The 25,320-nt window shown below is 74.1% G+C and carries 21 protein-coding genes and 1 pseudogene; 2 read left to right on the forward strand and 20 right to left on the reverse strand.

Annotated elements, in window-relative coordinates:
* Window positions 1-48: 48 nt before the first annotated feature.
* A pseudogene (gene rarD / locus GY42_RS20185) lies at window positions 49-861 on the forward strand (EamA family transporter RarD); the annotation flags it as partial.
* A gap of 211 nt (window positions 862-1,072) precedes the next feature.
* On the opposite strand, the gene GY42_RS20190 reads toward rarD, so the two are convergent.
* The 20 genes from GY42_RS20190 to GY42_RS08670 all read right to left on the reverse strand — a co-directional run bounded on the left by GY42_RS20190 (window position 1,073) and on the right by GY42_RS08670 (window position 23,791).
* Window positions 1,073-1,312: an FHA domain-containing protein gene (locus tag GY42_RS20190; protein ID WP_442856793.1), complete on the reverse strand. Its 240-nt coding sequence runs from the start codon at window positions 1,310-1,312 to the stop codon at window positions 1,073-1,075.
* Window positions 1,216-2,700 carry an RDD family protein gene (locus GY42_RS20195; RefSeq protein ID WP_052748270.1) on the reverse strand — a complete coding sequence of 495 codons (1,485 nt, stop codon included), beginning with the start codon at window positions 2,698-2,700 and terminating at the stop codon, window positions 1,216-1,218. The genes GY42_RS20190 and GY42_RS20195 overlap by 97 nt, the downstream gene beginning before the upstream one ends.
* Window positions 2,701-2,770: 70 nt before the next feature.
* The gene (locus GY42_RS08585) at window positions 2,771-3,538 is read right to left on the reverse strand and encodes a PP2C family protein-serine/threonine phosphatase (RefSeq protein ID WP_046530719.1); all 768 of its coding nucleotides are present in this window, start codon (window positions 3,536-3,538) and stop codon (window positions 2,771-2,773) included.
* Window positions 3,539-3,551: 13 nt separating this feature from the next.
* Window positions 3,552-4,559, reverse strand: a complete 1,008-nt coding sequence (locus GY42_RS08590) for a polyprenyl synthetase family protein (RefSeq protein ID WP_046529030.1) — start codon at window positions 4,557-4,559, stop codon at window positions 3,552-3,554.
* A 91-nt stretch (window positions 4,560-4,650) separates the two neighbouring features.
* On the reverse strand, window positions 4,651-6,315 hold the full coding sequence (nuoN, locus tag GY42_RS08595; RefSeq protein ID WP_442856794.1) for an NADH-quinone oxidoreductase subunit NuoN: 1,665 nt from the start codon (window positions 6,313-6,315) through the stop codon (window positions 4,651-4,653).
* 35 nt (window positions 6,316-6,350) lie between these two features.
* Window positions 6,351-7,904, reverse strand: a complete 1,554-nt coding sequence (locus GY42_RS08600) for an NADH-quinone oxidoreductase subunit M (protein ID WP_046529032.1) — start codon at window positions 7,902-7,904, stop codon at window positions 6,351-6,353.
* 25 nt (window positions 7,905-7,929) lie between these two features.
* Window positions 7,930-9,906, reverse strand: coding sequence for an NADH-quinone oxidoreductase subunit L (gene nuoL, locus GY42_RS08605; protein ID WP_082131425.1), 1,977 nt, complete (start codon window positions 9,904-9,906; stop codon window positions 7,930-7,932).
* Window positions 9,907-9,917: 11 nt separating this feature from the next.
* On the reverse strand, window positions 9,918-10,217 hold the full coding sequence (nuoK, locus tag GY42_RS08610; protein ID WP_046529033.1) for an NADH-quinone oxidoreductase subunit NuoK: 300 nt from the start codon (window positions 10,215-10,217) through the stop codon (window positions 9,918-9,920).
* The gene (locus GY42_RS08615) at window positions 10,214-11,146 is read right to left on the reverse strand and encodes an NADH-quinone oxidoreductase subunit J (RefSeq protein ID WP_052748271.1); all 933 of its coding nucleotides are present in this window, start codon (window positions 11,144-11,146) and stop codon (window positions 10,214-10,216) included. Before GY42_RS08615 ends, nuoK begins: the two co-directional genes overlap by 4 nt.
* Window positions 11,143-11,826, reverse strand: a complete 684-nt coding sequence (gene nuoI, locus GY42_RS08620) for an NADH-quinone oxidoreductase subunit NuoI (RefSeq protein ID WP_226239410.1) — start codon at window positions 11,824-11,826, stop codon at window positions 11,143-11,145. Before nuoI ends, GY42_RS08615 begins: the two co-directional genes overlap by 4 nt.
* A 121-nt stretch (window positions 11,827-11,947) precedes the next feature.
* Window positions 11,948-13,330 (reverse strand): NADH-quinone oxidoreductase subunit NuoH, encoded by a 1,383-nt coding sequence (gene nuoH, locus GY42_RS08625; RefSeq protein WP_046529034.1) that lies wholly within the window; start codon window positions 13,328-13,330, stop codon window positions 11,948-11,950.
* On the reverse strand, window positions 13,327-15,993 hold the full coding sequence (locus GY42_RS08630; protein WP_046529035.1) for an NADH-quinone oxidoreductase subunit G: 2,667 nt from the start codon (window positions 15,991-15,993) through the stop codon (window positions 13,327-13,329). The genes nuoH and GY42_RS08630 overlap by 4 nt, the downstream gene beginning before the upstream one ends.
* Window positions 15,990-17,324 (reverse strand): NADH-quinone oxidoreductase subunit NuoF, encoded by a 1,335-nt coding sequence (gene nuoF / locus GY42_RS08635; RefSeq protein ID WP_175578558.1) that lies wholly within the window; start codon window positions 17,322-17,324, stop codon window positions 15,990-15,992. The genes GY42_RS08630 and nuoF overlap by 4 nt, the downstream gene beginning before the upstream one ends.
* On the reverse strand, window positions 17,324-18,211 hold the full coding sequence (gene nuoE, locus GY42_RS08640) for an NADH-quinone oxidoreductase subunit NuoE (RefSeq protein WP_046529037.1): 888 nt from the start codon (window positions 18,209-18,211) through the stop codon (window positions 17,324-17,326). Before nuoE ends, nuoF begins: the two co-directional genes overlap by 1 nt.
* On the reverse strand, window positions 18,211-19,563 hold the full coding sequence (locus GY42_RS08645; protein WP_046529038.1) for an NADH-quinone oxidoreductase subunit D: 1,353 nt from the start codon (window positions 19,561-19,563) through the stop codon (window positions 18,211-18,213). Before GY42_RS08645 ends, nuoE begins: the two co-directional genes overlap by 1 nt.
* Entirely contained in the window at window positions 19,563-20,384 is an 822-nt protein-coding gene (locus GY42_RS08650) for an NADH-quinone oxidoreductase subunit C (protein WP_046529039.1), read from the reverse strand. Before GY42_RS08650 ends, GY42_RS08645 begins: the two co-directional genes overlap by 1 nt.
* Window positions 20,381-20,932, reverse strand: a complete 552-nt coding sequence (locus tag GY42_RS08655) for a NuoB/complex I 20 kDa subunit family protein (protein ID WP_046529040.1) — start codon at window positions 20,930-20,932, stop codon at window positions 20,381-20,383. Before GY42_RS08655 ends, GY42_RS08650 begins: the two co-directional genes overlap by 4 nt.
* Before the next feature lie 30 nt (window positions 20,933-20,962).
* Window positions 20,963-21,325 carry an NADH-quinone oxidoreductase subunit A gene (locus GY42_RS08660; protein WP_046529041.1) on the reverse strand — a complete coding sequence of 121 codons (363 nt, stop codon included), beginning with the start codon at window positions 21,323-21,325 and terminating at the stop codon, window positions 20,963-20,965.
* 81 nt (window positions 21,326-21,406) lie between these two features.
* Window positions 21,407-22,711, reverse strand: a complete 1,305-nt coding sequence (locus GY42_RS08665; RefSeq protein ID WP_442856788.1) for a geranylgeranyl reductase family protein — start codon at window positions 22,709-22,711, stop codon at window positions 21,407-21,409.
* Between the two features lie 387 nt (window positions 22,712-23,098).
* A complete protein-coding gene (locus GY42_RS08670; protein WP_046529042.1) occupies window positions 23,099-23,791 on the reverse strand; it encodes a demethylmenaquinone methyltransferase in 693 nt (230 codons plus the stop codon).
* A 104-nt stretch (window positions 23,792-23,895) separates the two neighbouring features.
* On the opposite strand from GY42_RS08670, the gene GY42_RS08675 reads away from it, so the two are divergent.
* Window positions 23,896-25,227 (forward strand): isochorismate synthase, encoded by a 1,332-nt coding sequence (locus GY42_RS08675; protein ID WP_046529043.1) that lies wholly within the window; start codon window positions 23,896-23,898, stop codon window positions 25,225-25,227.
* The last annotated feature ends 93 nt before the right edge of the window (window positions 25,228-25,320 follow it).

Genomic DNA, 25,320 nt, shown 5'->3' on the forward strand with positions numbered 1-25,320 from the left:
TTGCTCGACGTCCACTCCACGATACGGACATCCCGCGATGCGGACGTGATGAGAACGACCGCTCGACGGCCCGCGTCGTACAGTCGCGACGTGGACGCACCCTCCCCCGGCCGCCGCGGCGGGCTCGCCGCCGGCGTCGGCGCGTACCTGCTGTGGGGCGCGCTGCCGCTGTACTTCCCGCTGCTCACCCCGTCCGGGCCGGTCGAGATCATCGCGCACCGCGTCGTGTGGTCGCTGCTGCTGTGCCTCGTGCTGCTGCGCGTCACCGGCACGTGGGCGGCGTTCGTCGCGATCCTCCGCGACCGGGGACTGGTCCTGCGCCTCACGCTCGCCGCCGTGCTGCTCGCCGTCAACTGGCTCGTGTTCGTGCACGGCGTGACCACCGGGCACGTCGTCGACGCCGCGCTCGGCTACTTCATCAACCCGCTCGTGACCATCGCGCTCGCCGTGCTCGTGCTCGGCGAACGGCTCCGGCCCGTGCAGTGGGCCGCCGTCGCGTGCGGCACGGCCGCCGTCGTCGTGCTCACGGTCGCCTACGGCCGCCTGCCGTGGATCGCGCTCGTGCTCGCCGGCAGCTTCGGCACCTACGGCCTCATCAAGTCCCGCGTGGGCCCGCGCGTCGCGGCCCTGCCGGGCCTCGCCGCCGAGACCGCCGTGCTGGCCCCCGTGGCCGTCGGCTACCTCGTCGTCCTGCACGTCGCCGGGCTCGGCACGGCCGCGCTCGACTGGCACGGTCTCGCCCTCGTCGGCACGGGCGTGCTCACCGCCGTCCCCCTGCTGCTGTTCAACTCCGCGGCGCGGCAGCTGCCGCTCGCCACCGTGGGGCTGCTGCAGTACCTCGCCCCGGTGCTCCAGCTCGCGATCGGCGTGCTCGTCGCGGGCGAGCGCATGCCACCCGCCCGCTGGTGGGGCTTCGGCCTCGTCTGGGTCGCGCTCGTGGTGCTCACGGTCGACGGGCTGCGCCACGCGCGCCGCCCCGCGGCCCGCGACACCCCCTCGGCCCGACGGCCTGACACCGCTCCCGACGCACCGCTCCCGACGCACGGCGGCCGCGGGCCGCGGCGCTGCCGCGTCAGTCGTCCTCGACCCGCACCTCGCGGTCGCCCAGGCGCACCGTCCACCCCGCGCGCACCACCGCCGGGGTGCCCGCCGGCAGCACGCGCGCGACGCCCGCGGGGTCGACCACGACGGTGCCGTTGGTCGACCCCCGGTCCGTCACCCAGAGCGCCGCACCGTCGCCCGCGTCCTCGTGCGGACCGAACTCGGCGTGCACGCGCGACAACGACCGCGCGGCGTCCTGCAGCGCGACCACGTGCAGGATGTCCTCGCCGTCCTCGGCGCGCGGCCCACGGCCCACGAGCCCGCGCCCCACGACCCGCACACGTTCCCCGGTGTCGAAGCTGAGCGCGAGCGTGCCCGTGCGACGTCGCAACGACTCCGGGTGCCGCACGCGCGTGTGCTCGAGCTCGGCCAGGTCCTCGTCGGTCGGTGCGACGACGGGCTCCCGCGGCGAGCGCGCCGCTGCGTCCCGCGCACCGTCGGTCCCGCCCGGCGTGGGCGGCGGCGGCAGCAGGTCGGCAGCGGACCGCTCCGCGCGCGGTGCGTGCGGCGCCACCTGCGGCGGCTCGACCAGGTCCGGCGCCGGCGCGGGCGGGCGCAGCGCCGGCGGCCCCACGGGGGCGGGGGCACCGGACCGCGGACGTCGCGCGGGGGCGGGGCGTACAGCGCGTCACCGGGCGGGACGACGGCCCGGCCGGGGACCTGCGCGGGAGCGCCCGCCGGGGCCGTCCGCACCGCGGCGGCGGCGCCGGCCGTGGCCGTCGCGCGCACGACGCGCGTGCCCGACGCCTTGTCGTGCCACCCCCGGCTCTGCGGGCCCTTGTCCCACGCCGCCGACGCCGCGACCACCCAGTTGCCGACGAGGCACACCGGCGTGCCGAGCGCCACGACGAGCTGCCGCACGAACGCGCGCGGCACGCCCGGGGCCGCGCCCGTCCGCTCGTCGACCGTGCGGACGCCGAGCAGCCGGGCGCCGAGCGTGGTGCCCCGCAGACCCTCGGCGACGATCTGGGCGACGCCGACCACGAGGCCGAGCGCCCACGCGAGCAGCGTGCCGTCGACGCCCGTGGCCAGCCCCAGCAGCACGCCCACGAGGCCCGCCACGAACGCGAGCGCGAGGTCGATCGCGTACGCACCGACGCGGCGCCCCACGGACGGCGGCACGTCGGCCGGGCGCGCGCCCCCCGAGGCGCGCGCGGCCGACCGCAGGTCGCGCGCCGCCGCCGCCTCGAGACGCGGCGAGGACGGCGCGGCAGCAGGGGCGCCGGGCCCCGGCGCGGCGGGGGTCGGCGGCGCGACGGGCGACGACGTCACGCGTGAGGCCGGCACGCCGGGTACCGACGGCGACGCGTCCGCGGCCGGCCCGGCGATCGGGTGCCCGGCGGACGACGCGGCCGCCCGGTCGTCGCCCGCGCGCGGGGCCGGCCACGCGGACGGCCGCGGAGCGTCCGCCGAGAGCGGGTCCGAGGAGACGGGGTCCGCGCCGCCGCGGGCGGCGGCACGGCGCCCCGAGAGCCCACCCACGGGGCGGGACGGGGTCTCCGGCGCGGCCTGCGCGTCCTCCTCGCCGGACGTGCGGGCGATGAGCGGCACGCGCGCGCCGCACACGGCGCACGCCGTCGCGTCGGGCGCGAGCGGCATGCCGCAGGACGCACAGCGGGGGGCCGAGGCGCGGGTGCTCACGGACGATCCTCCGGGGTCGGGTGAGGCGTCATCGTCCCACGTCAGGGCGGGTACGCGCGTCGGACGGGCGGGTGACGGCCACCGCGTCGACCACGACCACGGTCACGTTGTCCTGCGCGCCGGCGGCCAGCGCCTCGCGCACCAGCCGGTCGGCCGCCGCCTGCGGGTGACGCTCGGCACGCAGCACCGCCTGCACGCGCGCGTCCGGCAGCGCGTCGGTCAGCCCGTCCGAGCACACGACCATGCGGTCGCCCGGGCTGACGGGGAACATCCGCAGGTCCGGCTCGACGCGCGACGCACCGCCGCCCAGCACGCGCGTCACGACGTGCCGTCGCGGGTGGTGCGGCGCGTCCTCGACCGCGACCAGACCCTGGGCGACGAGCTCGGCGACCTCCGAGTGGTCGTGCGTGAGCTGCTCGAGGACGCCGCCGACCATGCGGTAGGTGCGCGAGTCGCCGACGTTGACCACGAGCCAGCACGGCACGCCCGCGTGCTCGGTGAGCACCACGCCGGACAGGGTCGTCCCCGGCCGCCGCTCCCCCTCGGCACGCAGCGCGCGCACCCGGCGGTGCGCCTCGCGCACGACACGCACCGCGTCGTCGAGGGACGGGTTCGTGCCGCCGAGCGAGCGCACGACGTCCACGGCGACGCTCGACGCGACCTCACCGGCCTCGTGCCCACCCATGCCGTCGGCGACGACGAACACCCCGTCGGAGGCCCACGCGGTGTCCTCGTTGCTGTCGCGCGCGGCCTGGTCGGTGGCGAGGGCGGACCGTAGCCGGACCCGGGTACCCATCACCACCGCCGCGTCACGACGCGCGGTCGACGAGCGCGTCCGCGAAGGCGACCAGCGCGTCCTTGACCGGCCCGGCCGGCAGCGGCGCGAGCTCGGTGACCGCCTGCCGCGCGAGCTCCACGGCCCGTCGACGCGTCTGCGCGACGACGTCGTGGTCGCGCAGCGCCGCGACCGCCGTGGCGAGGTCCGCGTCGTCCGTCAGGTCGCCGTCCAGCAGCGCGAGGACGTCGCGGTCCGCCGCGCCGGCCGACGCCGCCGCGACCCGCGACCGCAGCAGCAGCGCGGGCATCGTCGGGACCCGCTCGCGCAGGTCCGTGCCGGGGGTCTTGCCCGTCACGGTGCCGTCGGACGTGAGGTCGATGACGTCGTCGGCGAGCTGGAACGCCACGCCGATGGTCTCGCCGAACTGCGTGACCGTGCGCACCACCTCGGCGCTGCAGCCCCCGAACATCGCCCCGAAGCGGGCGGACGTGGCGATGAGCGACGCGGTCTTGTCGGAGAGCACCTGCAGGTAGTGCGCCACGGGGTCCTCGTCCGCACCGGGGCCCACGGTCTCGTGGAGCTGGCCGAGGCACAGCCGCTCGAAGGTCTGCGCCTGGATGCGCACGGCCTCCGGGCCCAGCCCGGACACGAGCGAGGACGCGCGGGCGAAGAGCAGGTCGCCGGTGAGGATCGCGACCGAGTTGCCCCAGACCTCGTGCGCGGCGGGTGCGCCGCGACGGACCGGGGCCGAGTCCATGACGTCGTCGTGGTACAGCGTCGCGAGGTGCGTCAGCTCGACCACGGCGGCGGCGTCGACCACCTCGCGGCGTGCGCCGTCGCCGAGCTCCGCGGTCAGCAGCGTGAGCAGCGGGCGCAGGCGCTTGCCGCCCGCGTTGACGAGGTGGCTCGACGCGTCGTGCGCGATCGGGTCGGCGTACGTGACGGCGCTGCGCAGCAGCTCCTCGACGAGACCGAGGCGCCCCGTCAGGCGCTCGGCGAGCGCGGCGTCGTGCAACGGGAGGGCGAGAGCGGTCGTCACGGGACGAACCTATCCGCACCCTGGCGCGGTCGCGGAACCGGGAGCGCTCGGTGTCCGATCGCTCCCGGTTCGCGCAGCCACGACACGGACGTCACGGCAGCAGGACCGCCACCGAGGCGATGGCGTCCAGGACCGGCGACGGGGCGACGCCGAGCAGCACCGTGAGGACGGCGCACACCGCGACGGCGACGACCGTGAGTCCCTCGCCGGCCGCGACCGTCGTGGTCGCGCGCTCGGGCGCAGACGTGGCCACGGCGACGCCGGTCGCGGCGGCCTGGGTCCCCCCGTCCGCGACGTCGTCGGACGCGACCGCACCGACCGCGGGGGTCGGACCGGCCGGCGCGTCGTCGGCCGCGTCGTGCGGCGAGGTGAAGAACATCAGCACGATGATGCGGACGTAGAAGAACGCCGCGGCGGCCGAGGCCAGCACGCCGACGAGCGCGAGCTGCCAGGCGCCGCCCTCGACGGCCGCCGAGAAGACGGCGAACTTGCCGACGAACCCGGCCGTGAGCGGGATCCCCGCGAACGACAGCAGGAAGAGCGTGAACGTCACGGCCACGACGGGGTGCGTGCGGCCGAGCCCCGCCCACTGCGGCAGGCGCGTGGCCTCGCCCAGCAGCGTGGTCGTGCCGTCCTCCCCCGGTCCCTGCTCGCGCACGAGCGACACGAGCCCGAAGGCGCCGACGGTCGCCGCGCCGTAGGCCAGCAGGTAGAACAGCACGGCCGTCAGACCGGCGTCGTCGAGCGCGACGACGCCCGTGAGCACGAAACCGGCGTGCGCGATCGACGAGTACGCGAGCAGCCGCTTGACGTCGGTCTGGACGAGGGCGGCGACCGTGCCGACGACCATCGTGAGGATCGCGACGACCCACAGCACGACGCCGAGGTCCCACGCCATGCCCGGGAGCATGCCGTACACGACGCGCAGCAGCGCGCCGAACGCGGCGACCTTGGTGCACGCGGCCATGAAGCCCGTGACGGGGGTCGGGGCGCCCTGGTAGACGTCGGGCGTCCACATGTGGAACGGCACGGCGCCGACCTTGAAGAACAGGCCCGCGAGCAGCATGAGCGCGCCGACGACCAGCAGCCCCTCCATGCCGTTGGGCGTGGCCGTCGCGGCGGCGATGTCCGCGAACCGCAGCGAGCCGGAGTACCCGTACAGCAGGCCGATGCCGAACAGCATGATCGCCGAGACGAACGCGCCGAGCAGGAAGTACTTCATCGACGCCTCCTGCGACAGCAGGCGCCGGCGGCGGGCCATGCCCGACAGCAGGTACAGCGGCAGCGAGAGCACCTCGAGCGCCACGAACAGCGTCAGCAGGTCGGTCGTCGCGGGGAAGACCATCATGCCGCCGGTCGCGAACAGCAGGAGCGGGAAGACCTCCGTCTGGCGCAGCCCGCGGCGGCGCGCGAGCTCCTCGTAGTCCGAGCCGGGCACGGCAGCGGCCGCGGGGGCGAACGCGTCCTCGCCGCCCGTGACGCGGTCGGCGACGACGAGCGTGGACAGCAGCGCGAGCAGCGCGATCGTCGCCTGCAGCACCAGCGTGGGCCCGTCGACCACGAGCGAGCCGCCGAGCACGTCGGTGCCGCCCGTCCGCTCGGTGTCGGACCACAGCGCGGCGATCGCGACGATCGACCCTGCCAGCGCCGCGAGCGTGAGCGTGAGCTGCACGGCGCGGCGGTGCGCGGCGGGCACGAACGCCTCGACGAGCACGCCGACCACGGCAGTCAGCAGCACGACCATCACGGGGACCATCGGTCCCCACGCGATCTCGGGGACGGTGAAGCCGCTCACTGGTCGCTCCCTTCGGCACCGGCGGTGGCGATCGACACGGTCGGCGCGACGTCGTCGACGCCGACCTGCTCGAGGCTCACGTGCGCGGGTGGCCGCACGAGGTCGAGCGCGGGGCCGGGCAGGAACCCGAGCACGAGCATGAGCGCGACGAGCGGGCCGATCACCCAGCGCTCGCGCGCGCCGAGGTCGGGCGTGCTCGCGAGCTCGGGGCGGACGGGGCCCGTGAACACGCGCTGGTACAGCCACAGCACGTACAGCGCGGCGAGCACGACGCCGAAGGTCGCGGCCACCGCGACGCCCGGGTGCCGCGCGAACGTGCCGACGATCACGAGGAACTCGCTCACGAACGTCGACAGGCCGGGCAGCGACAGCGCGGAGAGGCCGACCACGAGGAACAGGCCGGCCATCACGGGCACGACCTTCTGCAGCCCGCCGAAGTCGCCGATCTGCTGCGACCCGCGGCGCGCCGCGAGGAAGCCCACGAGGAGGAACAGCCCACCGGTCGAGAGCCCGTGGTTGACCATGTAGAACGACGAGCCGGCGATCGACGTCGACGTGAACGCGAAGATCCCCAGGACGATGAACCCGAAGTGCGACACCGACGTGTACGCCACGAGCCGCATCATGTCCTTCTGCCCGATGGCGAGCAGCGCCCCGTAGAGCACCGAGACCACCGCGAGCACGACGATCACGGGCGCGGCCCAGCGCGACGCGTTCGGGAACAGCGGCAGGCAGAGCGTCAGCATCCCGAACGTGCCGACCTTGTCGAGCACGCCGACCAGCAGCGTCGAGGTGCCGGCCGGCGCCTGCTGCGCCGCGTCGGGCAGCCACGTGTGCACCGGGAACATCGGCGCCTTGATGGCGAACGCCAGGAAGAACGACAGGAACAGCCACTTCTCGACCGTGGGGTCGAGCGCCGTGCCGACGAGGTTCTCGGTGAGGAAGCCCTCCGGCCCGCCCGGTCCCTGCAGGTACAGCGCGATGACGCCGACCAGCATGACGAGGCCGCCGGCGAGCGAGTACAGCAGGAACTTCACCGCCGCGTAGCGCCGCTGGGCGCCGCCGAACGCGCCGATCATGAAGTAGACCGGGATGAGCATCGCCTCGAAGACGACGTAGAACAGGAACACGTCGCGCGCCGCGAACACCAGGACGATGAACGCCTCGAGCAGCAGCACGAGCGCCAGGTAGTGGCGCAGCCGGTCCGTGGGCCCGTCGACCGAGCCCTGCTCGCGCCAGGCGGCGAGCACGACCAGCGGCACCAGGACCACCGACATCGCGATGAGCGCGAGCCCCACGCCGTCGACGCCGAGCGCCCACGAGACCCCGAGCGCCGGGATCCACGGGTACGTCTCGACGAGCTGGTGGGTCGCGGCGTCCGCGACGTCGAACGCCGAGAACGCGGCGACGACCAGCGCGACCTGCGCGAGGGCGAACCCGAGCGCGACGGCGCGGGTGTGGCGACGGGCGCCGGTGGGCAGGACCCACAGCGCGACCGCGCCGAGCAGCGGCAGCACCACCAGGGCGCTGAGCCAGGGGAAGTCCGACATCAGTTCTCGCTCTCCTCCGACTCGATCAGCCGCGTACGGCCAGGACGACGACCGCGAGCACGACCACGCCGACGACCATCACCGCGGCGTACGAACGGGCGAAGCCGTTCTGCGCGCGGCGCACGAGGTCGCCGATCCCGACGGTCACGCGCGCCAGACCGGTGACGGCGCCGTCGACGACGGCCTTGTCCCCGTAGACCAGCGACCGCGTGAGGTACTGCCCGGGCTCGACCAGCACCGCGTCGTTGACCGCGTCCTGGTAGAGGTCGACGCGCGCGGCGCGCGTGAGCACCGTGCCGACGGGCGGCACGACCGGGACGGTGGACACCGCGTACCGGCGCCACGCGAGGCCGAGGCCCAGGGCGACGGCGATGAGCGTGAGGCCGATGAGCACGGGCACGCCCAGCACGGGCTCCGCGTGCTCGGCGTGGCCCACCGACGGCTCGAGCCACGTGACGAACCCGACGGCCTGCAGCAGCCAGCCGAGCGCGACGGAGCCGACCGCGAGCACGGCCATGGGCACCCACATGAGGGCGGGCGACTCGTGCGGGTGCTGCTCCTTGCCCTCGCGCGTGGTGCTCCAGCGCTTCTGCCCCTCGAACGTCATGAAGAACAGGCGGGACATGTAGAAGGCCGTGATGCCGGCGCCCAGCAGCGCGACGGTGCCGAACACCCACGCGCGCCACGGCTGGCCGTCGACGGGCACGAACGCGGCCTCGATGATCTTGTCCTTGCTGAAGAACCCGGCGAACGGCGGGATGCCGAGGATCGCGAGCCAGCCGGCCATGAACGTGAAGTACGTGATCTTCATGTACCGGCCCAGCCCGCCGAAGCGGCGCATGTCGACCTGGTCGTCCATGCCGTGCATGACCGACCCGGCGCCGAGGAACATGCCGGCCTTGAAGAAGCCGTGCGTGACCAGGTGGAAGATCGCGAACGCGTACCCGATGGGCCCCAGGCCCGCGGCCAGCACCATGTAGCCGATCTGGGACATGGTCGACGCGGCCAGCGCCTTCTTGATGTCGTCCTTCGCGCAGCCGACGACCGCCCCGAACAGCAGCGTGATCGCCCCGATGATCGCGACGACGAGCTGCGCGGTGGGCGCACCGGCGTAGATCACGCCCGAGCGCACGATGAGGTAGACGCCCGCGGTGACCATGGTCGCGGCGTGGATGAGCGCGGAGACCGGCGTCGGGCCCGCCATCGCGTCGCCCAGCCAGGACTGCAGCGGGAACTGCGCCGACTTGCCGCACGCCGCGACGAGCAGCGCGATGCCGATCAGCGTGAGCGTCGACTCCGAGGTCTGCGCGACGTTCGCGTGCACGGTCGAGAAGTCCAGGCTGCCGAAGGTCGCGAACATCAGGCCCATGGCGACCAGCAGCCCGACGTCGCCGACGCGGTTGGCGACGAAGGCCTTCTTGGCGGCGACCGCGTAGGGCGTGTGATGGTTCCAGAAGCCGATGAGCAGGTAGGACGCGAGGCCCACGCCCTCCCAGCCGACGAACAGCAGCACGTACGAGTCCGCGAGGACCAGCAGCAGCATCGCCGCGACGAACAGGTTGAGGTACGCGAAGAACCGGCGCCGCGCGGCGTCGTGCTCCATGTACGCCACGGAGTAGACGTGGATGAGCGTGCCGACGAACGTCACGAGCAGCACGAACGTGAGCGACAGCGGGTCGACCCGCAGCCCGGCGTCGATGCTCAGGGCGCCCGCGTCGAGCCACGTGCCGAGGTGCACGTCGTGCACGCGCTGCTCGGCCGGCAGGCCGAGCATGCCCAGCAGCAGCACGAGGCCCACGACGAACGACCCGGCCGAGGCCAGCACGCCGAGCCAGTGGCCCCAGCGGTCGGAGCGGCGCCCGAGCAGCAGCAGGACCGCGGCCGAGAGCAGCGGCAGCGCGACCAGCAGCACGGCGGCGTCGGCGCCGGGCCAGTCGGCGGCCACGACGGGCTCGACGGCCGGCACGACGGCAGGGGCCGTCAAGGAGATCAGGGTGTGCACGTCGGAGCCCCTCAGCTCTTCAGCAGGTTGACGTCGTCGACCGACGCCGAGCGTCTGGTCCGGAAGATGGTGACGATGATCGCCAGCCCGACGACCACCTCGGCGGCCGCGACGACCATGACGAAGAACGCGAGCACCTGGCCGGACAGGTTGCCGTGCATGCGCGAGAACGTCACGAGGAGCAGGTTCGTCGAGTTGAGCATGAGCTCGACGCCCATGAACACGATGATCGCGTTGCGCCGCAGCAGGACCGTCGTGGCGCCGATCGCGAACAGGATCGCGGCCAGCACCAGGTAGTGGGTGAGGCTCACCGGGCCCCCTCCTCGTCGTCGGTCTCGGTGGCGTCGGTGCCGGGGGTGCCCGGGGTCGGTGCGGTCCGGCCGTGCGGGTCGTCGACGTCGCGGTTGGACGTGAACGTCCCGGCGCCGGACGCCCAGCCGCCCGCGAGCACGCGGTCGATCCGCGCGGCGTACTCGCGCGCGTCGGCCTCCTGGCCGCGCACGCGCAGCACGCGCGGCACCGAGGCCTCGATCGGGCGGCCCTCGGGGTCGAGCGCGGGCACGTCGAGCGCGTTGTGCCGCGCGTACACGCCGGGGGCGGGCAGCGACACGGGGTAGCCGCCCTCGCGCAGGCGACGCTCGGCGCGCTCGCGCTGGCCGACCTTGCGCGTCAGCCGCTGGCGGTGCGTCAGCACCAGGGCGCCGAGCGCCGCGGTGACGAGCAGCGCGCCGACGACCTCCATCGCGAACACGTGCTGGCCGAAGATCACGTGCGCGATCGCCGTCGGGTTGGAGCCGTCGTTGACCTCGGTGATGCCGACCGGCGCGCCGTAGGTGGCGCGCCCCACGACGCCCGCGAGCACGACCGCGAGCCCGAGCCCGGCGAGTGCGCCGATCCAGCGCTGGCCGCGGATCGTCTCGACGAGCGAGTCGGAGCGGTCGACGCCCACGAGCATGAGCACGAAGAGGAACAGCATCATGACGGCGCCGGTGTAGACGACGACCTGCACGACGCCCAGGAACTCGGCGCCCTGCGCGACGTACAGGAACGCGAGCGAGATCATGACCAGCACGATCGCGAGGGCCGCGTGCACGGCCTTGCGGGCGAACAGCAGGCCGAGCGCCGCGAGCACCATGATCGGGCCGAGCACCCAGAACAGGACGGCCTCGGCCGTGCTGGTCTGACCGGACTCGGTCAGGGCGCCGGCGGCCGCCGGCAGCACCGTGAGGACGTGGCTCACCGGGCACCCCCCTGGCGGTGCGCGCCCGCCGTGATCTCCCGCTGCGCGAGGCGCGTGGCCCCGAGGTCCGGCACGACCGCGCCCTTGGCACGGTTCTCCGGCAGCGTGGGGTCGTCGGGGCGGTGCTCGGCGACCCACGCGACCTGCTCGTCGGTGGTGCCGGTGACCTCGCCCCGGTAGTACTCGGTGTCGGTCGTGCCCTCGACCATGGGGTGCGGCGTGGACAGCTGCCCCTCGCGCAGGGGCGCGAGCAGGTCCTGCTTCTCCCAGATCATGCCCGGCCGGGTGGGGCCCGCGAGCTCGTACTCGTTGGTCATCGTGAGCGCCCGCGTGGGGCACGCCTCGATGCACAGGCCGCAGAAGATGCAGCGCAGGTAGTTGATCTGGTAGACGCGGCCGTACCGCTCGCCGGGCGAGAACTGCTGCTCGGGCGTGTTGTCGGCGCCCTCGACGTAGATCGCGTCCGCGGGGCACGCCCACGCGCACAGCTCGCAGCCGATGCACTTCTCGAGGCCGTCGGCGTACCGGTTGAGCTGGTGCCGGCCGTGGTAGCGCGGCTTGGTGGGGACGCGCTCGCGCGGGTACTGCTCCGTGACCGTGGGCCGGAACATGTTGGAGAACGTCACGCCGAACCCGGCGACGGGCGCCAGCAGCTCGCCGAGGCCCGACCGCTTCTCGATGAGCGAGCGGTACCCCTCGGCGGCCGGGCGGTCGACCTCGCCGCCCGTGCGTCCGGTGCGCTGCACCTGGCCGCCCGACGACGCGGGCGTCGCGCCCGGGCGGGCCTTCTTCTTGCGCTGCTCAGCCACCGCGCACCTCCAGCGGGGTCTCGGGTCCGGACGGGTCGCCCGCGTCGGTCGCGGTCGCGGCGAGGCGACGCTGCGCGCGCGGCGAGGGCGGGAGCACCTGCCCCGGCAGGGGCGGGACGGGGTAGCCGTCCGCGAAGGGGTCGATCTCCTGCGGTCCGGTCGGGCCGGGCTCGGGCGCGGGCTTCTTCTCCGGCACCAGGAACGACACGACGAGGCCGACGAGCACGAGGCCCGCGAGCACGAACAGCAGCGTGCGCAGGTCGACGTCCCACAGCTGGCGCGCGGCCTGCACGAGCGAGACGCACACGACCCACGCGAGCGCGGCCGGGATGAGGACCTTCCAGCCGATCTTCATGAACTGGTCGTAGCGGAACCGCAGGACCGACCCGCGGATCCACACGAACAGGAACATGAACATCCAGACCTTGGCGACGAACCACAGGACCGGCCACCAGCCGGTGTTGAACATGCCGTCGTTGATCGCCGAGAGCGGCCACGGGGCGCGCCAGCCGCCGAAGAACAGCGTGGTCGCGACCGCCGAGACGTTGAGCATGTTGATGTACTCGGCGAGGAAGAACCACGCGAACTTCATCGACGAGTACTCGGTGGTGTAGCCGCCGACGAGCTCGCCCTCGGCCTCGGGGAGGTCGAACGGCAGACGGTTCGTCTCGCCGACCATCGAGATGACGTAGATGACGAACGCGGGCAGCAGCGGCAGGAACCACCACACCGAGGTCTGGGAGTCGACGATCTGCGACGTCGACATCGAGCCCGCCATGATGAAGACCGACACGAGGGACAGGCCCATCGCGAGCTCGTAGCTGATGACCTGCGCGGTCGAGCGCACGCCGCCGAGCAGCGGGTACGTCGAGTTGGAGGACCAGCCGCCGAGCACGATGCCGTACACGCCGACCGACGCGCACGCGAGGATGTACAGCACCGCGACCGGGAAGTCGGTGAGCTGCAGCGGCGTCACGACGCCGAAGATGCTCACCTCGGGCCCGAACGGGATGACCGCGTACACGAGCAGCGAGCACAGCACCGCGATCATCGGCGCGAGGATGTAGACGAGCTTGTCGGCCGCCTTGACGGTGATGTCCTCCTTGACCAGGAGCTTCATCGCGTCGGCGAGCGACTGCAGCAGGCCGAACGGGCCGTGCACGTTCGGGCCGGGCCGCAGCTGCATGATGCCGACCACGCGCCGCTCGAACCAGATCGCGATGAGCACGCTGGTCAGCAGGAACACGATGATCGCGACGGCCTTGAGCAGCCACACCCAGAAGACGTCGTTGCTGAAGTCGGCGACGACGGGCGCGACGGCGCCGTCCCCGACCGCGCTCGGCAGCGCGGTCAGCGCCGCGGGCAGCACGCTCATGCCTGCTCCTCCTCGTCCGCGCGGACGCCGGCGACCGCGTCGGCGGCGTCGCCGCTCACCGGGCCCGTCGCGCCGTCCACGACCAGGGGTGCGTCCGACGCCCCCGCGCGCTCGAGGCGCACGACCGTGCCGGCGACCGCGCCGAGCACGTCGCGGACCGCCGCGCCGCGCGGGTTGGTCGGCAGCCACACCACGTGGTCCGCCATGTCGGTGACCTGCACGGGCACGGTGACGGTGCCGCGGTCGGTCGAGACGGCGACGTCGTCGCCGTCCGCGAGGCCCGCGGCCTGCGCGGTCGCGGGCGACACGCGCGCGACGGTCCGCTTGGCGGTGCCGGCGAGGTACTGCTCGCCGTCCTGCAGGCGGCCCGCGTCGAGCAGCTGGTGCCACGTCGCGAGCACGGCATGACCCGGCGGCACCGCGGGAGGCTCGGCCGGGGCCGTCGCGGGCGCGTCGCCGCGCGCGCCGGCCCAGCCGCCGAGGCGGTCGAGCTCGTCGTGCACGGCCGTGAGCGTCTGCAGCCCGAGGTCGACGCCGAGCGCGTCGGCCAGGCGGTCGAGCACCCGGTGGTCGGCGAGCTGCGTCGTCGTGAGCGCCTGCGGGAAGGGTCGCGGGCGGCCCTCCCACGTGACGAACGTGCCGGGCTTCTCGACCGGCGGTGCGACGGGCAGCACGACGTCGGCGCGGTCGGTGACCTCGCTGCGCCGCACCTCGAGCGACACGACGAACGGCACCGTGTCGAGCGCGGCGCGCGCGAGCACGGGGTCCGCGTGGTCGGCCGGGTCGACGCCGCCCACGACGAGCGCGCCCAGGCGCCCCTCGGCGGCGGCGGCGAGGATCTCGTCCGCGCTGCGGCCGGGCGCGGCGGGCAGCTCGTCGACGCCCCACGTCGCGGCGATGTCGGCGCGTGCGGCCGCGTCGGCGACCGGGCGGCCGCCGGGCAGCAGGGTCGGCAGCGTGCCGGCCTCGATCGCGCCGCGCTCGCCCGCGCGGCGCGGGACCCAGGCGACGCGCGCACCGGTGCGCTCGGCGAGCCGCAGCACCGCCGTGAGCGTGCCGGGGACGGTCGCGGCGCGCTCGCCGACGACGATCACGGCGCCCTCGGCGGCCAGCGCGTCGGCGGTCGCGCCGAGCACGTCGTCCGCACCCGTCGCGATCGCGTCGAGCACCTCGGGCTCGGTGCCGGGCGCGGCCGCGAGGAGCGTGCCGTCCAGCCGCTCGAGGCCGCGGCTCGCGAGGGCCGCGACCGAGAACACGCGCGTGCGGCCCGCGACCACGGAGCCGCGCAGCCGCAGGAAGACGATGCCGCCCTCCTCCTCGGGCTCGTACGCGACGCACAGCACGGCGGGCGCGGCGACGAGGTCGCCGAACGTCACCTGCAGCGTGCGCCCCGCGACGTGGTGCGCGAGGAACGCGGTCTCCTCGGCCGAGTGCGGCCGGGCGCGGTGGTCGACGTCGTTGGTGCCGAGCGCGACGCGCGCGAGCTTGCCGTACGCGTACGCGTCCTCGAGCGTGAGCCGGCCGCCGGGCAGCACGCCCACGCCCGCTCCCGCGATCGCGGCCCGCAGGCCCTCGGCCGCCGTGTCGAGCGCCTCGACCCACGAGCACGGCTCGAGCTCGCCACGCGTGCCGTCCGCGTCGCGGCGCCGCACCATCGGGGTGGTGACGCGGTCGGGCGCCGACTGCCAGTGGAAGCCGAAGCGGTCCTTGTCGGTGATCCACTCCTGGTTGACGACCGGGTCGTCGCCCGCGAGGCGGCGCAGCACGACGCCGCGCCGGTGGTCGACGCGGATGGCCGAGCCGTTCGCGTCGTGCTCGGCGACGCCCGGCGTCGAGACCAGGTCGAACGGGCGCGCGCGGAACCGGTACGCGGCCGACGTGAGCGCGCCCACGGGGCAGATCTGCACGGTGTTGCCGGAGAAGTACGACGCGAACGGGCGCCCGCTGGTGTCGACCGTCGACGCGCCGACCGGCGCGTCGCCCGCGAACCCGAGCACCTGCGTGTCGAACGTGCCGATCTGCTGCTGCGCGCCGCGCTTCTGCAGGTCGATCCACACGTCGCCCGCGATCTCCTCGGAGAACCGCGTGCAGCGCTGGCACAGCACGCACCGCTCACGGTCGAGCAGGATCTGCGTCGACACCGCGATCGGCTTGGGGAACGTGCGCTTGACGTCGACGAACCGCGTCGCCGCCCGGCCGTTGCTCATGGCCTGGTTCTGCAGCGGGCACTCGCCGCCCTTGTCGCAGACCGGGCAGTCGAGCGGGTGGTTGATGAGCAGCAGCTCCATGACGCCGTGCTGGGCCTTGTCGGCCTCGGGCGACGTGTGCTGCGTCTTGACCTGCATGCCGGGCGTCGCCTCGAGCGTGCAGGACGCCTGCGGCTTGGGCATCTTCGCGACGTTGCCGTCGCGGCCGGGCGCCCACACCTCGACGAGGCACTGCCGGCACGCGCCCGCGGGTGCGAGCAGCGGGTGGTCGCAGAACCGCGGGATCTGGATGCCGAGCTGCTCGGCGGCGCGGATGACGAGCGTGCCCTTGGGCACGGTCGTCTCGATGCCGTCGACCGTGAACGTCACGGTCGCCTCCGGCTCGGGCGCGGTGACCGGCGGCGCGGCCGGCACGAGCGGCGTGCCCGAGGTGTTCCTCGGGGTCGTGATCGTCATGCGTGCACCCCCGCGAGCTGCGTGCGACGACGCGGCGTGTAGTCGAAGAGCGCGCTGCGCTCGGGCGGGAACAGGACGTCGGCGGGCGTGTGCGTGCCCGCCTCGAACTCCTCCCGGAAGTACTTGATCGCGCTCGTCACGGGGCTCGTCGCCCCGTCGCCGAGCGCGCAGAACGCGCGGCCCAGGATGTTGTCGCACAGGTCGAGCAGCAGGTCGATGTCGGCGCTCGTGCCCTGACCGGCCTCGAGGCGCGCCATGATCTGCGCGAGCCAGAACGTGCCCTCGCGGCAGGGCGTGCACTTGCCGCACGACTCGTGCTTGTAGAACTGGATCCAGCGCGACACCGCGCGGACCACCGACGTCGTCTCGTCGAAGATCTGCAGCGCGCGCGTGCCGAGCATCGACCCCGCCTTGCCGACCGACTCGTAGTCGAGCGGCACGTCGAGGTGCTCGGCGGTGAAGATCGGCGTCGACGACCCGCCGGGCGTCCAGAACTTCAGCTCGTGGCCCTCGCGGACCCCGCCGGCCATGTCGAGCAGCTCGCGCAGCGTGATGCCCAGCGGCGCCTCGTACTGGCCGGGGCGCGTCACGTGCCCCGACAGCGAGAAGATGCCGTGGCCCGCCGAGCGCTCGGTGCCCATCGACGTGAACCACTCGGCACCGCCGCGCAGGATGCCCGGCACCGACGCGATCGACTCGACGTTGTTCACGACCGTGGGGCGCGCGTACAGGCCCGCGACCGCGGGGAACGGCGGCTTGAGCCGCGGCTGGCCGCGCAGGCCCTCGAGCGAGTCGAGCAGCGCCGTCTCCTCGCCGCAGATGTACGCGCCGGCGCCCGCGTGCACCGTGATCTCGAGGTCGAAGCCCGACCCGAGGATGTCGGTGCCGACGTACCCGGCCTCGCGCGCCTCGCGCACGGCCTCCAGGAGGCGGCGGTAGACGTGCACGACCTCGCCGCGCAGGTAGATGAACGCGTGGTGGCAGCCGATCGCGTAGGACGTGATGATCACGCCCTCGATGAGCTCCTGCGGGCTCGCCATCATGAGCGGGATGTCCTTGCAGGTGCCCGGCTCGGACTCGTCGGCGTTGACGACGAGGTAGCGGGGGCCGCCGTCGGGCGCGGGCAGGAAGCCCCACTTCATGCCCGTCGGGAAGCCGGCGCCGCCACGACCGCGCAGGCCCGAGTCCTTGACCGTCGTCACGACGTCGGCCGCGGGCATGCCGAGCGCGCGCCGCAGGCCGCGGTAGCCGCCGTCGGCCTCGTAGCGCGCGAGCTTCCACGACCGGTCCGCGTCCCAGTGCGCGGACAGCACGGGGGTCAGGGTCGTCATCACGACTCCTTCGCGTCGTCGGACTTCTGCTTGCGCTGCTCGCCCGTGGGCGAGGTGTCGGCCGGGGTCGTCGGCGCGTGCTGCGCGCTCGACTGCTCCTCGCCGACCTCGGGCGCGCCGTCGTCGACCTGCGCGGCCGTCGCGGCGGCCCGCTCGTCGGCGTCGAACGACGGGGCCGTCCAGCCGCGCTCCTTGGCGAGCGCCGTGCCGCGCAGCGTGGCCTCCCCCGCGCCCACGCCCTCGTCGGCGCGGCCGTCGGGGAACCCCGCGAGCACGCGGCTGATCTCCTTGAACGTGCCGACCTGCGACGCTCCGCGCGTGGGCGCCACCGCCTCGCCCGCGACCAGCCTGTCGACGACCTCGACCGCCGAGGCGGGCGTCTGCTCGTCGAAGAACTCCCAGTTGACCATCATGACCGGCGCGTAGTCGCAGGCCGCGTTGCACTCGATGCGCTCGAGCGTGATCGCGCCGTCGGGGGTCGTCTCGTCGTGCCCGACCCCGAGGTGCTCGCTGAGCTCCTCCCAGATCGCGTCGCCGCCCATGACCCCGCACAGCGTGTTGGTGCACACGCCCACCGTGTACGTGCCGTTGGGGTGCCGCTTGTACTGCGTGTAGAACGTCGCGACGGCCGACACCTCGGCGGTCGTCAGGCCCAGGTGCGCCGCGCAGAACGCGATGCCGCGCGGGCTGACGTAGCCGTCCTCGGACTGCACCAGGTGCAGCATCGGCAGCAGGGCCGAGCGGGCCTGCGGGTACCGCGCGACGATCTCGTCGGCGTCGCGCGTCAGGCGCGCGCGCGTCTCGTCGTCGTAGCCGGTGGCGTGCCGCTCGCCGGGCACGCGACCGTGCCCGTGCGGCGCGGCCGCGTCTGCGTGCTCGACGGACATCAGCGGTCCACCCCTCCCAGCACCGGGTCGATCGACGCCACGGCGACGACCACGTCGGCGATCTGCCCGCCCTCGCACATCATGGAGACGGCCTGCAGGTTGTTGAACGACGGGTCGCGGAAGTGCGCCCGGTACGGCTTGGTGCCGCCGTCGGACACCAGGTGCACGCCCAGCTCGCCGCGCGGGTGCTCGACGGTCTGGAACACCTGGCCCGCGGGGACGCGGAAGCCCTCGGTGACCAGCTTGAAGTGGTGGATCAGGGACTCCATGGAGGTGCCCATGATCTCCTTGATGTGGTCGAGCGAGTTGCCCATGCCGTCGGTGCCGATCGCGAGCTGCGCGGGCCACGCGACCTTCTTGTCGGCCACCATGACCGGGCCGGGCTTCGCGAGCCGCTCGAGGCACTGCTCGACGATCCGCATCGACTGGTAGCACTCCTCGACGCGCAGCAGCAGCCGGCTCCACGCGTCGGCGCCGTCGTTGACGGGCACGTCGAAGTCGTACGTCTCGTAGCCGCTGTACGGGTTCGCCTTGCGCACGTCGTACGGCAGGCCGGTCGAGCGCAGGATCGGACCCGTGACGCCCAGGGCCATGCAGCCCGCGAGGCTCAGCGTGCCGACGTCCTTCATGCGCGCGTGCAGGATCGGGTTGGCCAGCATGAGGTCCTCGAGCTGGCGCAGGTAGCCCCGCACCTTGCCGAGCGCCTCGCGGACCGCGTCGATCGAGCCAGGGGGCACGTCCTGCGCGACGCCGCCGGGGCGGATGTACGCGTGGTTCATGCGCAGGCCGGAGATCATCTCGAAGATCTTGAGGATCTCCTCGCGGGCCGTGAAGCCGATGATCATGATCGTCGTGGCGCCGAGCTCGTTGCCGCCCGTGGCCAGGAAGACCAGGTGCGACGAGATGCGGTTGAGCTCCATCATCAGCACGCGGATGACGTTCGCGCGCTCGGGCACGTCGTCGGTGATGCCGAGGAGCTTCTCGACCGCGAGGCAGTACGCGGCCTCCTGGAACAGCGGCGCGACGTAGTCCATGCGGGTGCAGAACGTCACGCCCTGGGTCCAGGTGCGGAACTCCATGTTCTTCTCGATGCCCGTGTGGAGGTAGCCGATGCCGGCCCGGGCCTCGGTGACGGTCTCGCCGTCGATCTCGAGCATGAGGCGCAGCACGCCGTGCGTCGACGGGTGCTGGGGACCCATGTTGACGACGATGCGCTCCTCGCCGAGGCGAGCGGCCTCCTCGGCGATCTGCGACCAGTCGCCGCCGGACGCCTCGAACGAGGGCACGCCCTCGGTCTGGTCCTGCGGGACGCTGCGGGTCGCGTGGGGGGTGTGCGACGTGGGGGCGGTCATCAGCTGTACGACCTCCGCTGGTCCGGGGGCGGCACGGTCGCGCCCTTGTACTCGACCGGGATGCCCCCGAGGGGGTAGTCCTTGCGCTGCGGGTGGCCCGGCCAGTCGTCGGGCATCTGGATGCGCGCGAGGCCGGGGTGCCCGTCGAACACGATCCCGAAGAAGTCCCAGGTCTCGCGCTCGTGCCAGTCGTTGGCGGGGTAGACCCCCGTGGTCGACGGGATGTGCGGGTCGGCCTCGGGCGCCGCGACCTCGAGCCGCAGCCGGCGCCCGTGCGTCACCGAGACGACGTGGTAGACGGCGTGCAGCTCGCGGCCCGCGTCGTGCGGGAAGTGCACGCCCGAGACCCCGAGCGACAGCTCGAAGCGCAGGTCGGGGTCGTCGCGCAGCGCGCGTGCGACCTCGACGAGGTGCGCGCGGGCCACGACGAGCGTGAGCTCGCCGCGGTCGACGACCACGGCCTCGACCGCGTTGGCGTACCCCGTGCCGGACTCGTCGAGCAGCTCGGTCAGGACGTCGACGACCTCGTCGAACCAGCCGCCGTAGGGGCGCTCGCTCGGACCGGGCATCGCGACCGTGCGCACGAGGCCGCCGTAGCCGGACGTGTCGCCCGTGCCGTGCGCGCCGAACATGCCGGTGCGCACGTCGACCACCTCGAGCGGCGTGCGTGCGCCGGCGTCCGCCGGCAGGTTCTGCGACCCGGCCTCGAGGGCCGCCGCGCTCGTGCGCTGCGCACCCACGGGTGCGCTCTCGCCCGGCTTCACGGCGGCCGACGCGTCGGCCTTCTCGCCCGCGGGCGTCGTCCTCTTCTCGTCGGTCATCGCAGCAGCCCCGTCATGTGCGACGTCGGCGTGGCGGCCATCGCGGCCTCCTGCGCCTTGCGCGCGGCCTCGGCCCGGTTGACGCCCAGCGGCTGGTCCTGGATCTGCTGGTGCAGCGCGAGGATCGCGTGCAGCAGCATCTCGGGCCGCGGCGGGCAGCCGGGCAGGTAGATGTCGACCGGCACGACGTGGTCGACGCCCTGCACGATCGCGTAGTTGTTGAACATGCCGCCGGACGACGCGCACACGCCCATCGACAGGACCCACTTGGGCCCCGGCATCTGGTCGTAGACCTGCCGCACGATCGGCGCCATCTTCTGGCTCACGCGCCCGGCCACGATCATGAGGTCCGCCTGGCGCGGCGACGCGCGGAAGACCTCCATGCCGATGCGCGAGATGTCGTAGCGGCTCGTGCCCGCGGCCATCATCTCGATCGCGCAGCACGCGAGCCCGAAGGTCACGGGCCACAGCGACGCCTTGCGGAAGTAGCCGACGAGGTCCTCGACCGTCGTCAGCAGGAAGCCCGAGGGCGCTTCCTCGATGCCCATGTCAGACCCTCCTCGTCCCCGTCGTCACCGTCAGTCCCACTCCAGGCCGCCGCGCTTCCACTCGTAGACGAAGGGCACCGTGATCAGCAGCAGGAACGCGAGCATCGCGACCAGGCCGAACGTGGCGAGCTCCGCGAAGCTCACCGCCCAGGGGTAGAGGAACACCACCTCGATGTCGAACACGATGAACGTCATCGCGACGAGGTAGTACTTGATCGGGAACCGCCCGCCGCCGATCGCGTGCGGGGTCGGCTCGATGCCGCACTCGTAGGCCTCGAGCTTGGCGCGGTTGTAGCGCTTGGGTCCGAGGATCGCGCTCGCACCGACGCCGCCGAGGGCCAGGACCGCGGCGATCCCGATCATCACCAGGAGCGGGACGTACGGGTTGCTCATCGGGCTGTCCTCCTCGTCGTCGAGGCCGGTCCGCTGCGGGGCCGGCGGTGGGGGTCGGGTGCGTGCGTCACGGTGCGGGGCTCATGCGTCCGGCGCCAGCCGGGCGAGCCCGGCGATCACGCGGTCGACCACGTCCCCGCCGCGTGGCTCGTAGCAGTCGGACAGCAGCTTGAGCACGAACTTCATGAGCAGCGGCCGCGGCAGGCCGTAGCGCGTGCACAGCTGCATGATGCGCGGGTGCTCGATGAGCCGCACGAAGACGCGCCCGAGCGTGTAGTAGCCGCCCAGGTCGTCCTTCATGCGGTGCTGATACGTCGCGAACGCGCGCTCGCGGCCCGCCGCGGACCCGCGCGCCAGGCCCTGCGCGAGCGCGTCGGCGGCGACGCGCCCGGCCTGCAGGCCGTACGCGATGCCCTCGCCGTTGAACGGGCTGACCATGCCGGCCGCGTCGCCCGCGAGCAGCAGGCCGTTCGCGTACAGCGGGCCGCGGTTGAACCCCATCGGCAGCGCGGCGCCGCGCACCGGCTGGACCTGGTTGTCGGGCGTGAACTCCCACTCGGCGGGGGCGTTCGCCATCCACCGCGCGAAGAGGTCCTTGTAGTCGACCTTGGTCGCCGCGGCCGTCGAGGACACCGAGCCGAGCCCGACGTTCGCGGTGCCGTCCCCGAGCGAGAAGATCCAGCCGTAGCCGGGCATGAGGTTCGAGCGCCCGGGGGCGCCGTCCCACAGCTCAAGGTGCGACTCCATCCACGGGTCGTCGTGCCGCGGCGTGCGGAAGTAGGTGCGCACGGCGACCCCCATCGGGCGGTCGTCGCGCTTGGTGCGGCCCACCGCGGTCGCGAGCCGCGCGGACACGCCGTCCGCGGCGACCACGACGGGCGCGCGGTACTCCACCTGGTCACCCGCGTCGACCGTGCGGCGGCCGTCGGACGCCACGGCCCGCGCACGCACGCCGACGACGCGGCCGGTGCGCTCGTCGCGCACGGGGCTCGTGACCGACGTGCCCTCGAGCAGCTTGGCGCCCGCGGCGCGCGCGTGCTCGGCGAGGGTCTGGTCGAACGACGTGCGCGCCCGCGCGAGCCCGTAGGACGGGTAGCTCGACAGCTCGGGCCAGGGCAGCTCGAGGCGGTGGCCGCCGCCGATGACGCGCAGGCCGCGGTTGCGGATCCAGCCGTCCTCCTCGCGGATCGGCACGCCCATGCGCACGAGCTCCGAGACCGCGCGCGGCGTCAGGCCGTCGCCGCAGATCTTGTCGCGCGGGAACGTCGCCTTCTCGAGGAGCAGCACGTCGAGCCCGGCGGCCGCGCAGTGGTAGGCCGTCGAGGCGCCTGCGGGACCTGCGCCGACGACGATGACGTCGGCGTCATCCGTCGGTACGCGCACCACGCTGGGACCCCACTTGTGACGATGTTCACGTGCAACTCCGGCGAGTGTAACCACGCCCCCAGGGCCTGTCTGCGAAGGTTTGGCTTACCTTGGTAGACCCCCGGGACGATGGTCCCGGGACGCGTGCCGAGCAGGGGTGACGCCCCCTCCGGGGCGCCGCGGACCGCACCGTCGACGCCCGGTCCGTCCCCATCGTCCCGCGCGGCGGCCGCGTCCGCACCGCGGGTGCGGCCGTCCGGGCGGTCCGAACGGCCGGCCACCGGGCCGCGCGGCGCGACGATCGTCACACCCGAGACGTCCGGGGACGCCGCGAGCCCGCCCCGCCGGGCGGCGGGACGGGCTCGTCGACAGAGGTCAGGACAGCCCCCGGGAGAGGCCGTCGCGACGTCAGGGACGCACGGCGCGGTGCAGCGCGACGATGCCGCCCGACAGGTTGCGGTAGGCCACCTGGTCCCACCCCGCGCGACGCACCTGACGCCCCAGCGCGCGCTGGTCCGGCCACTCGCGGATCGACTCGGCGAGGTACACGTACGCCTCGGGCGACGTGGACACCGCACGCGCCACCGGCGGCAGCGCCCGCATGAGGTAGTTCGTGTAGACGACGCGGAACGGCGCGAACGTCGGGCGCGAGAACTCGCACACCACGAGGCGGCCGCCCGGGCGCGTGACGCGCAGCAGCTCGGCGAGCGCGGCGTCGACGTCCGACACGTTGCGCAGCCCGAAGGACATCGTGACCGCGTCGAACGACGCGTCCGCGAACGGCAGGTGCAGCGCGTCGCCCGCGACGAACGGCAGGTCGGGCCGCCGCCGGCGCCCCTCGCGCAGCATGCCCGTCGACAGGTCGCACGGCACGACGTGCACGCCCGCGTCCGCGAGCGGCTCGCTCGACGTGCCGGTGCCCGCCGCGAGGTCCAGCACGGTCTCGCCCGGCTGCGCGTCGAGCGCGGCGAGCGTCGCGCGGCGCCACGCCCGGTCCTGGCCGAGCGAGAGGACGTCGTTGGTCAGGTCGTACCGTCGCGCGACCGCGTCGAACATCGACGCGACGTCGCGGGGGTCCTTCTCGAGCGTGGCACGGGACATGCGTCCCATCGTCTCAGGTCCACGGGCCCGGACGTGCCGCACGTCACCGACCGCGGCGCCCCGCCGGTCCGCCGCGGCGCCCCGCGCGTCCTACGCTGACGACGATGAGCACGCCGAACCGGGCCGCCGCGGGCGCCCACGTCCCGCAGCACCTCGTGGTGCGCACCGTCGAGATCCACGACCTGCCGACCGGTGACCACCCCGACCCCGCGGACCTGCTCGACCTGCTGCCGCCCGACGCACCGCTCGCCTGGGTGCGCCGCGGCGACGGCCTGGTCGGCTGGGGCGAGGCCGTGCGCATCGAGGTCGGCGGCCCCGACCGGTTCGCCGACGCCGAGCGCGCGTGGCAGGACGTGCTCGCGCACGCGGTCGTCCGCGACGAGGTGCGGCTGCCCGGCACGGGACCCGTCGCGTTCGGCTCGTTCGCGTTCGACGACGCCTCGGCCGCGGGCGGCGTGGTCGTCGTGCCCCGTGTGGTCGTGGGGCGGCGCGACGGCCGCACGTGGCTGACGACGCTCAGCACGGGCGCCGCGCTCGGCCCCCTGCCGCGGCTCGCCGAGCTCGCACCCGCGCGCACGCCCGCGGCCTGCCCCGGCGAGGTCGCGTACACCGACGGCGCGGTCACGGCCGACGCGTGGCTCGACGTCGTCGCCGACGGCGTGGCCGCGATCCGGGCCGGTGAGGTCGACAAGGTCGTGCTCGCGCGCGACGTGCACGCGCGCACCGAGCACCCGCTCGACGTGCGCTGGGCGCTGGGCCGGCTCGCCGAGCGGTACCGCTCGTGCTGGACGTTCAGCGTCGACGGCATGATCGGCGCGACCCCCGAGCTGCTCGTGCGCTCCGAGCGCGGGCTGGTCACCTCGCGCGTGCTCGCCGGGACGATCCGCCGCACGGGCGACGACGACGCCGACGTCGCCCGCGCCGGGATCCTCGCGCACTCCTCGAAGGACCTCGAGGAGCACGAGTACGCGGTCGCGTCCGTCGCGCGCGCGCTCGCGCCGTACTGCTCGTCGACCAACGTCCCCGACGTGCCGTTCGTGCTGTCGCTGCCGAACGTGCTGCACCTCGCGTCCGACGTCACGGGCGTGCTCGCGTCGCCGCAGGGCGACGACGCGCACCCGTCGTCGCTCGCGCTGGCCGCCGCGCTGCACCCCACGGCCGCCGTGTGCGGCACGCCGACCGCCGCGGCGCGCGACCTCATCGCGCGCATCGAGGGCATGGACCGCGCGCGCTACGCGGGCCCGGTCGGGTGGTTCGGCGCCGACGGCGACGGCGAGTGGGGCATCGCGCTGCGCTCCGCCGAGGTGGACCGCACCGACCCGCACCGCGTGCGCCTCTTCGCGGGCTGCGGCGTCGTCGCCGCGTCCGACCCCGCCGCGGAGCTCGCGGAGTCGCAGGCCAAGCTCGTGCCGATGCGGTTCGCGCTGTCGTCCTGACGCCGGGCCGCGCGCCGTCCGTCCGGCGGGCCCGCCGGACGCGGACGTGCCGCAGGCCCGCCGCGGGAGGGGACTGCCCGCGACGGGCCTGCG

Source organism: Cellulomonas sp. FA1, from assembly GCF_000986825.1.
In the GTDB taxonomy this organism is placed as follows: Bacteria; Actinomycetota; Actinomycetes; order Actinomycetales; family Cellulomonadaceae; genus Cellulomonas; species Cellulomonas iranensis.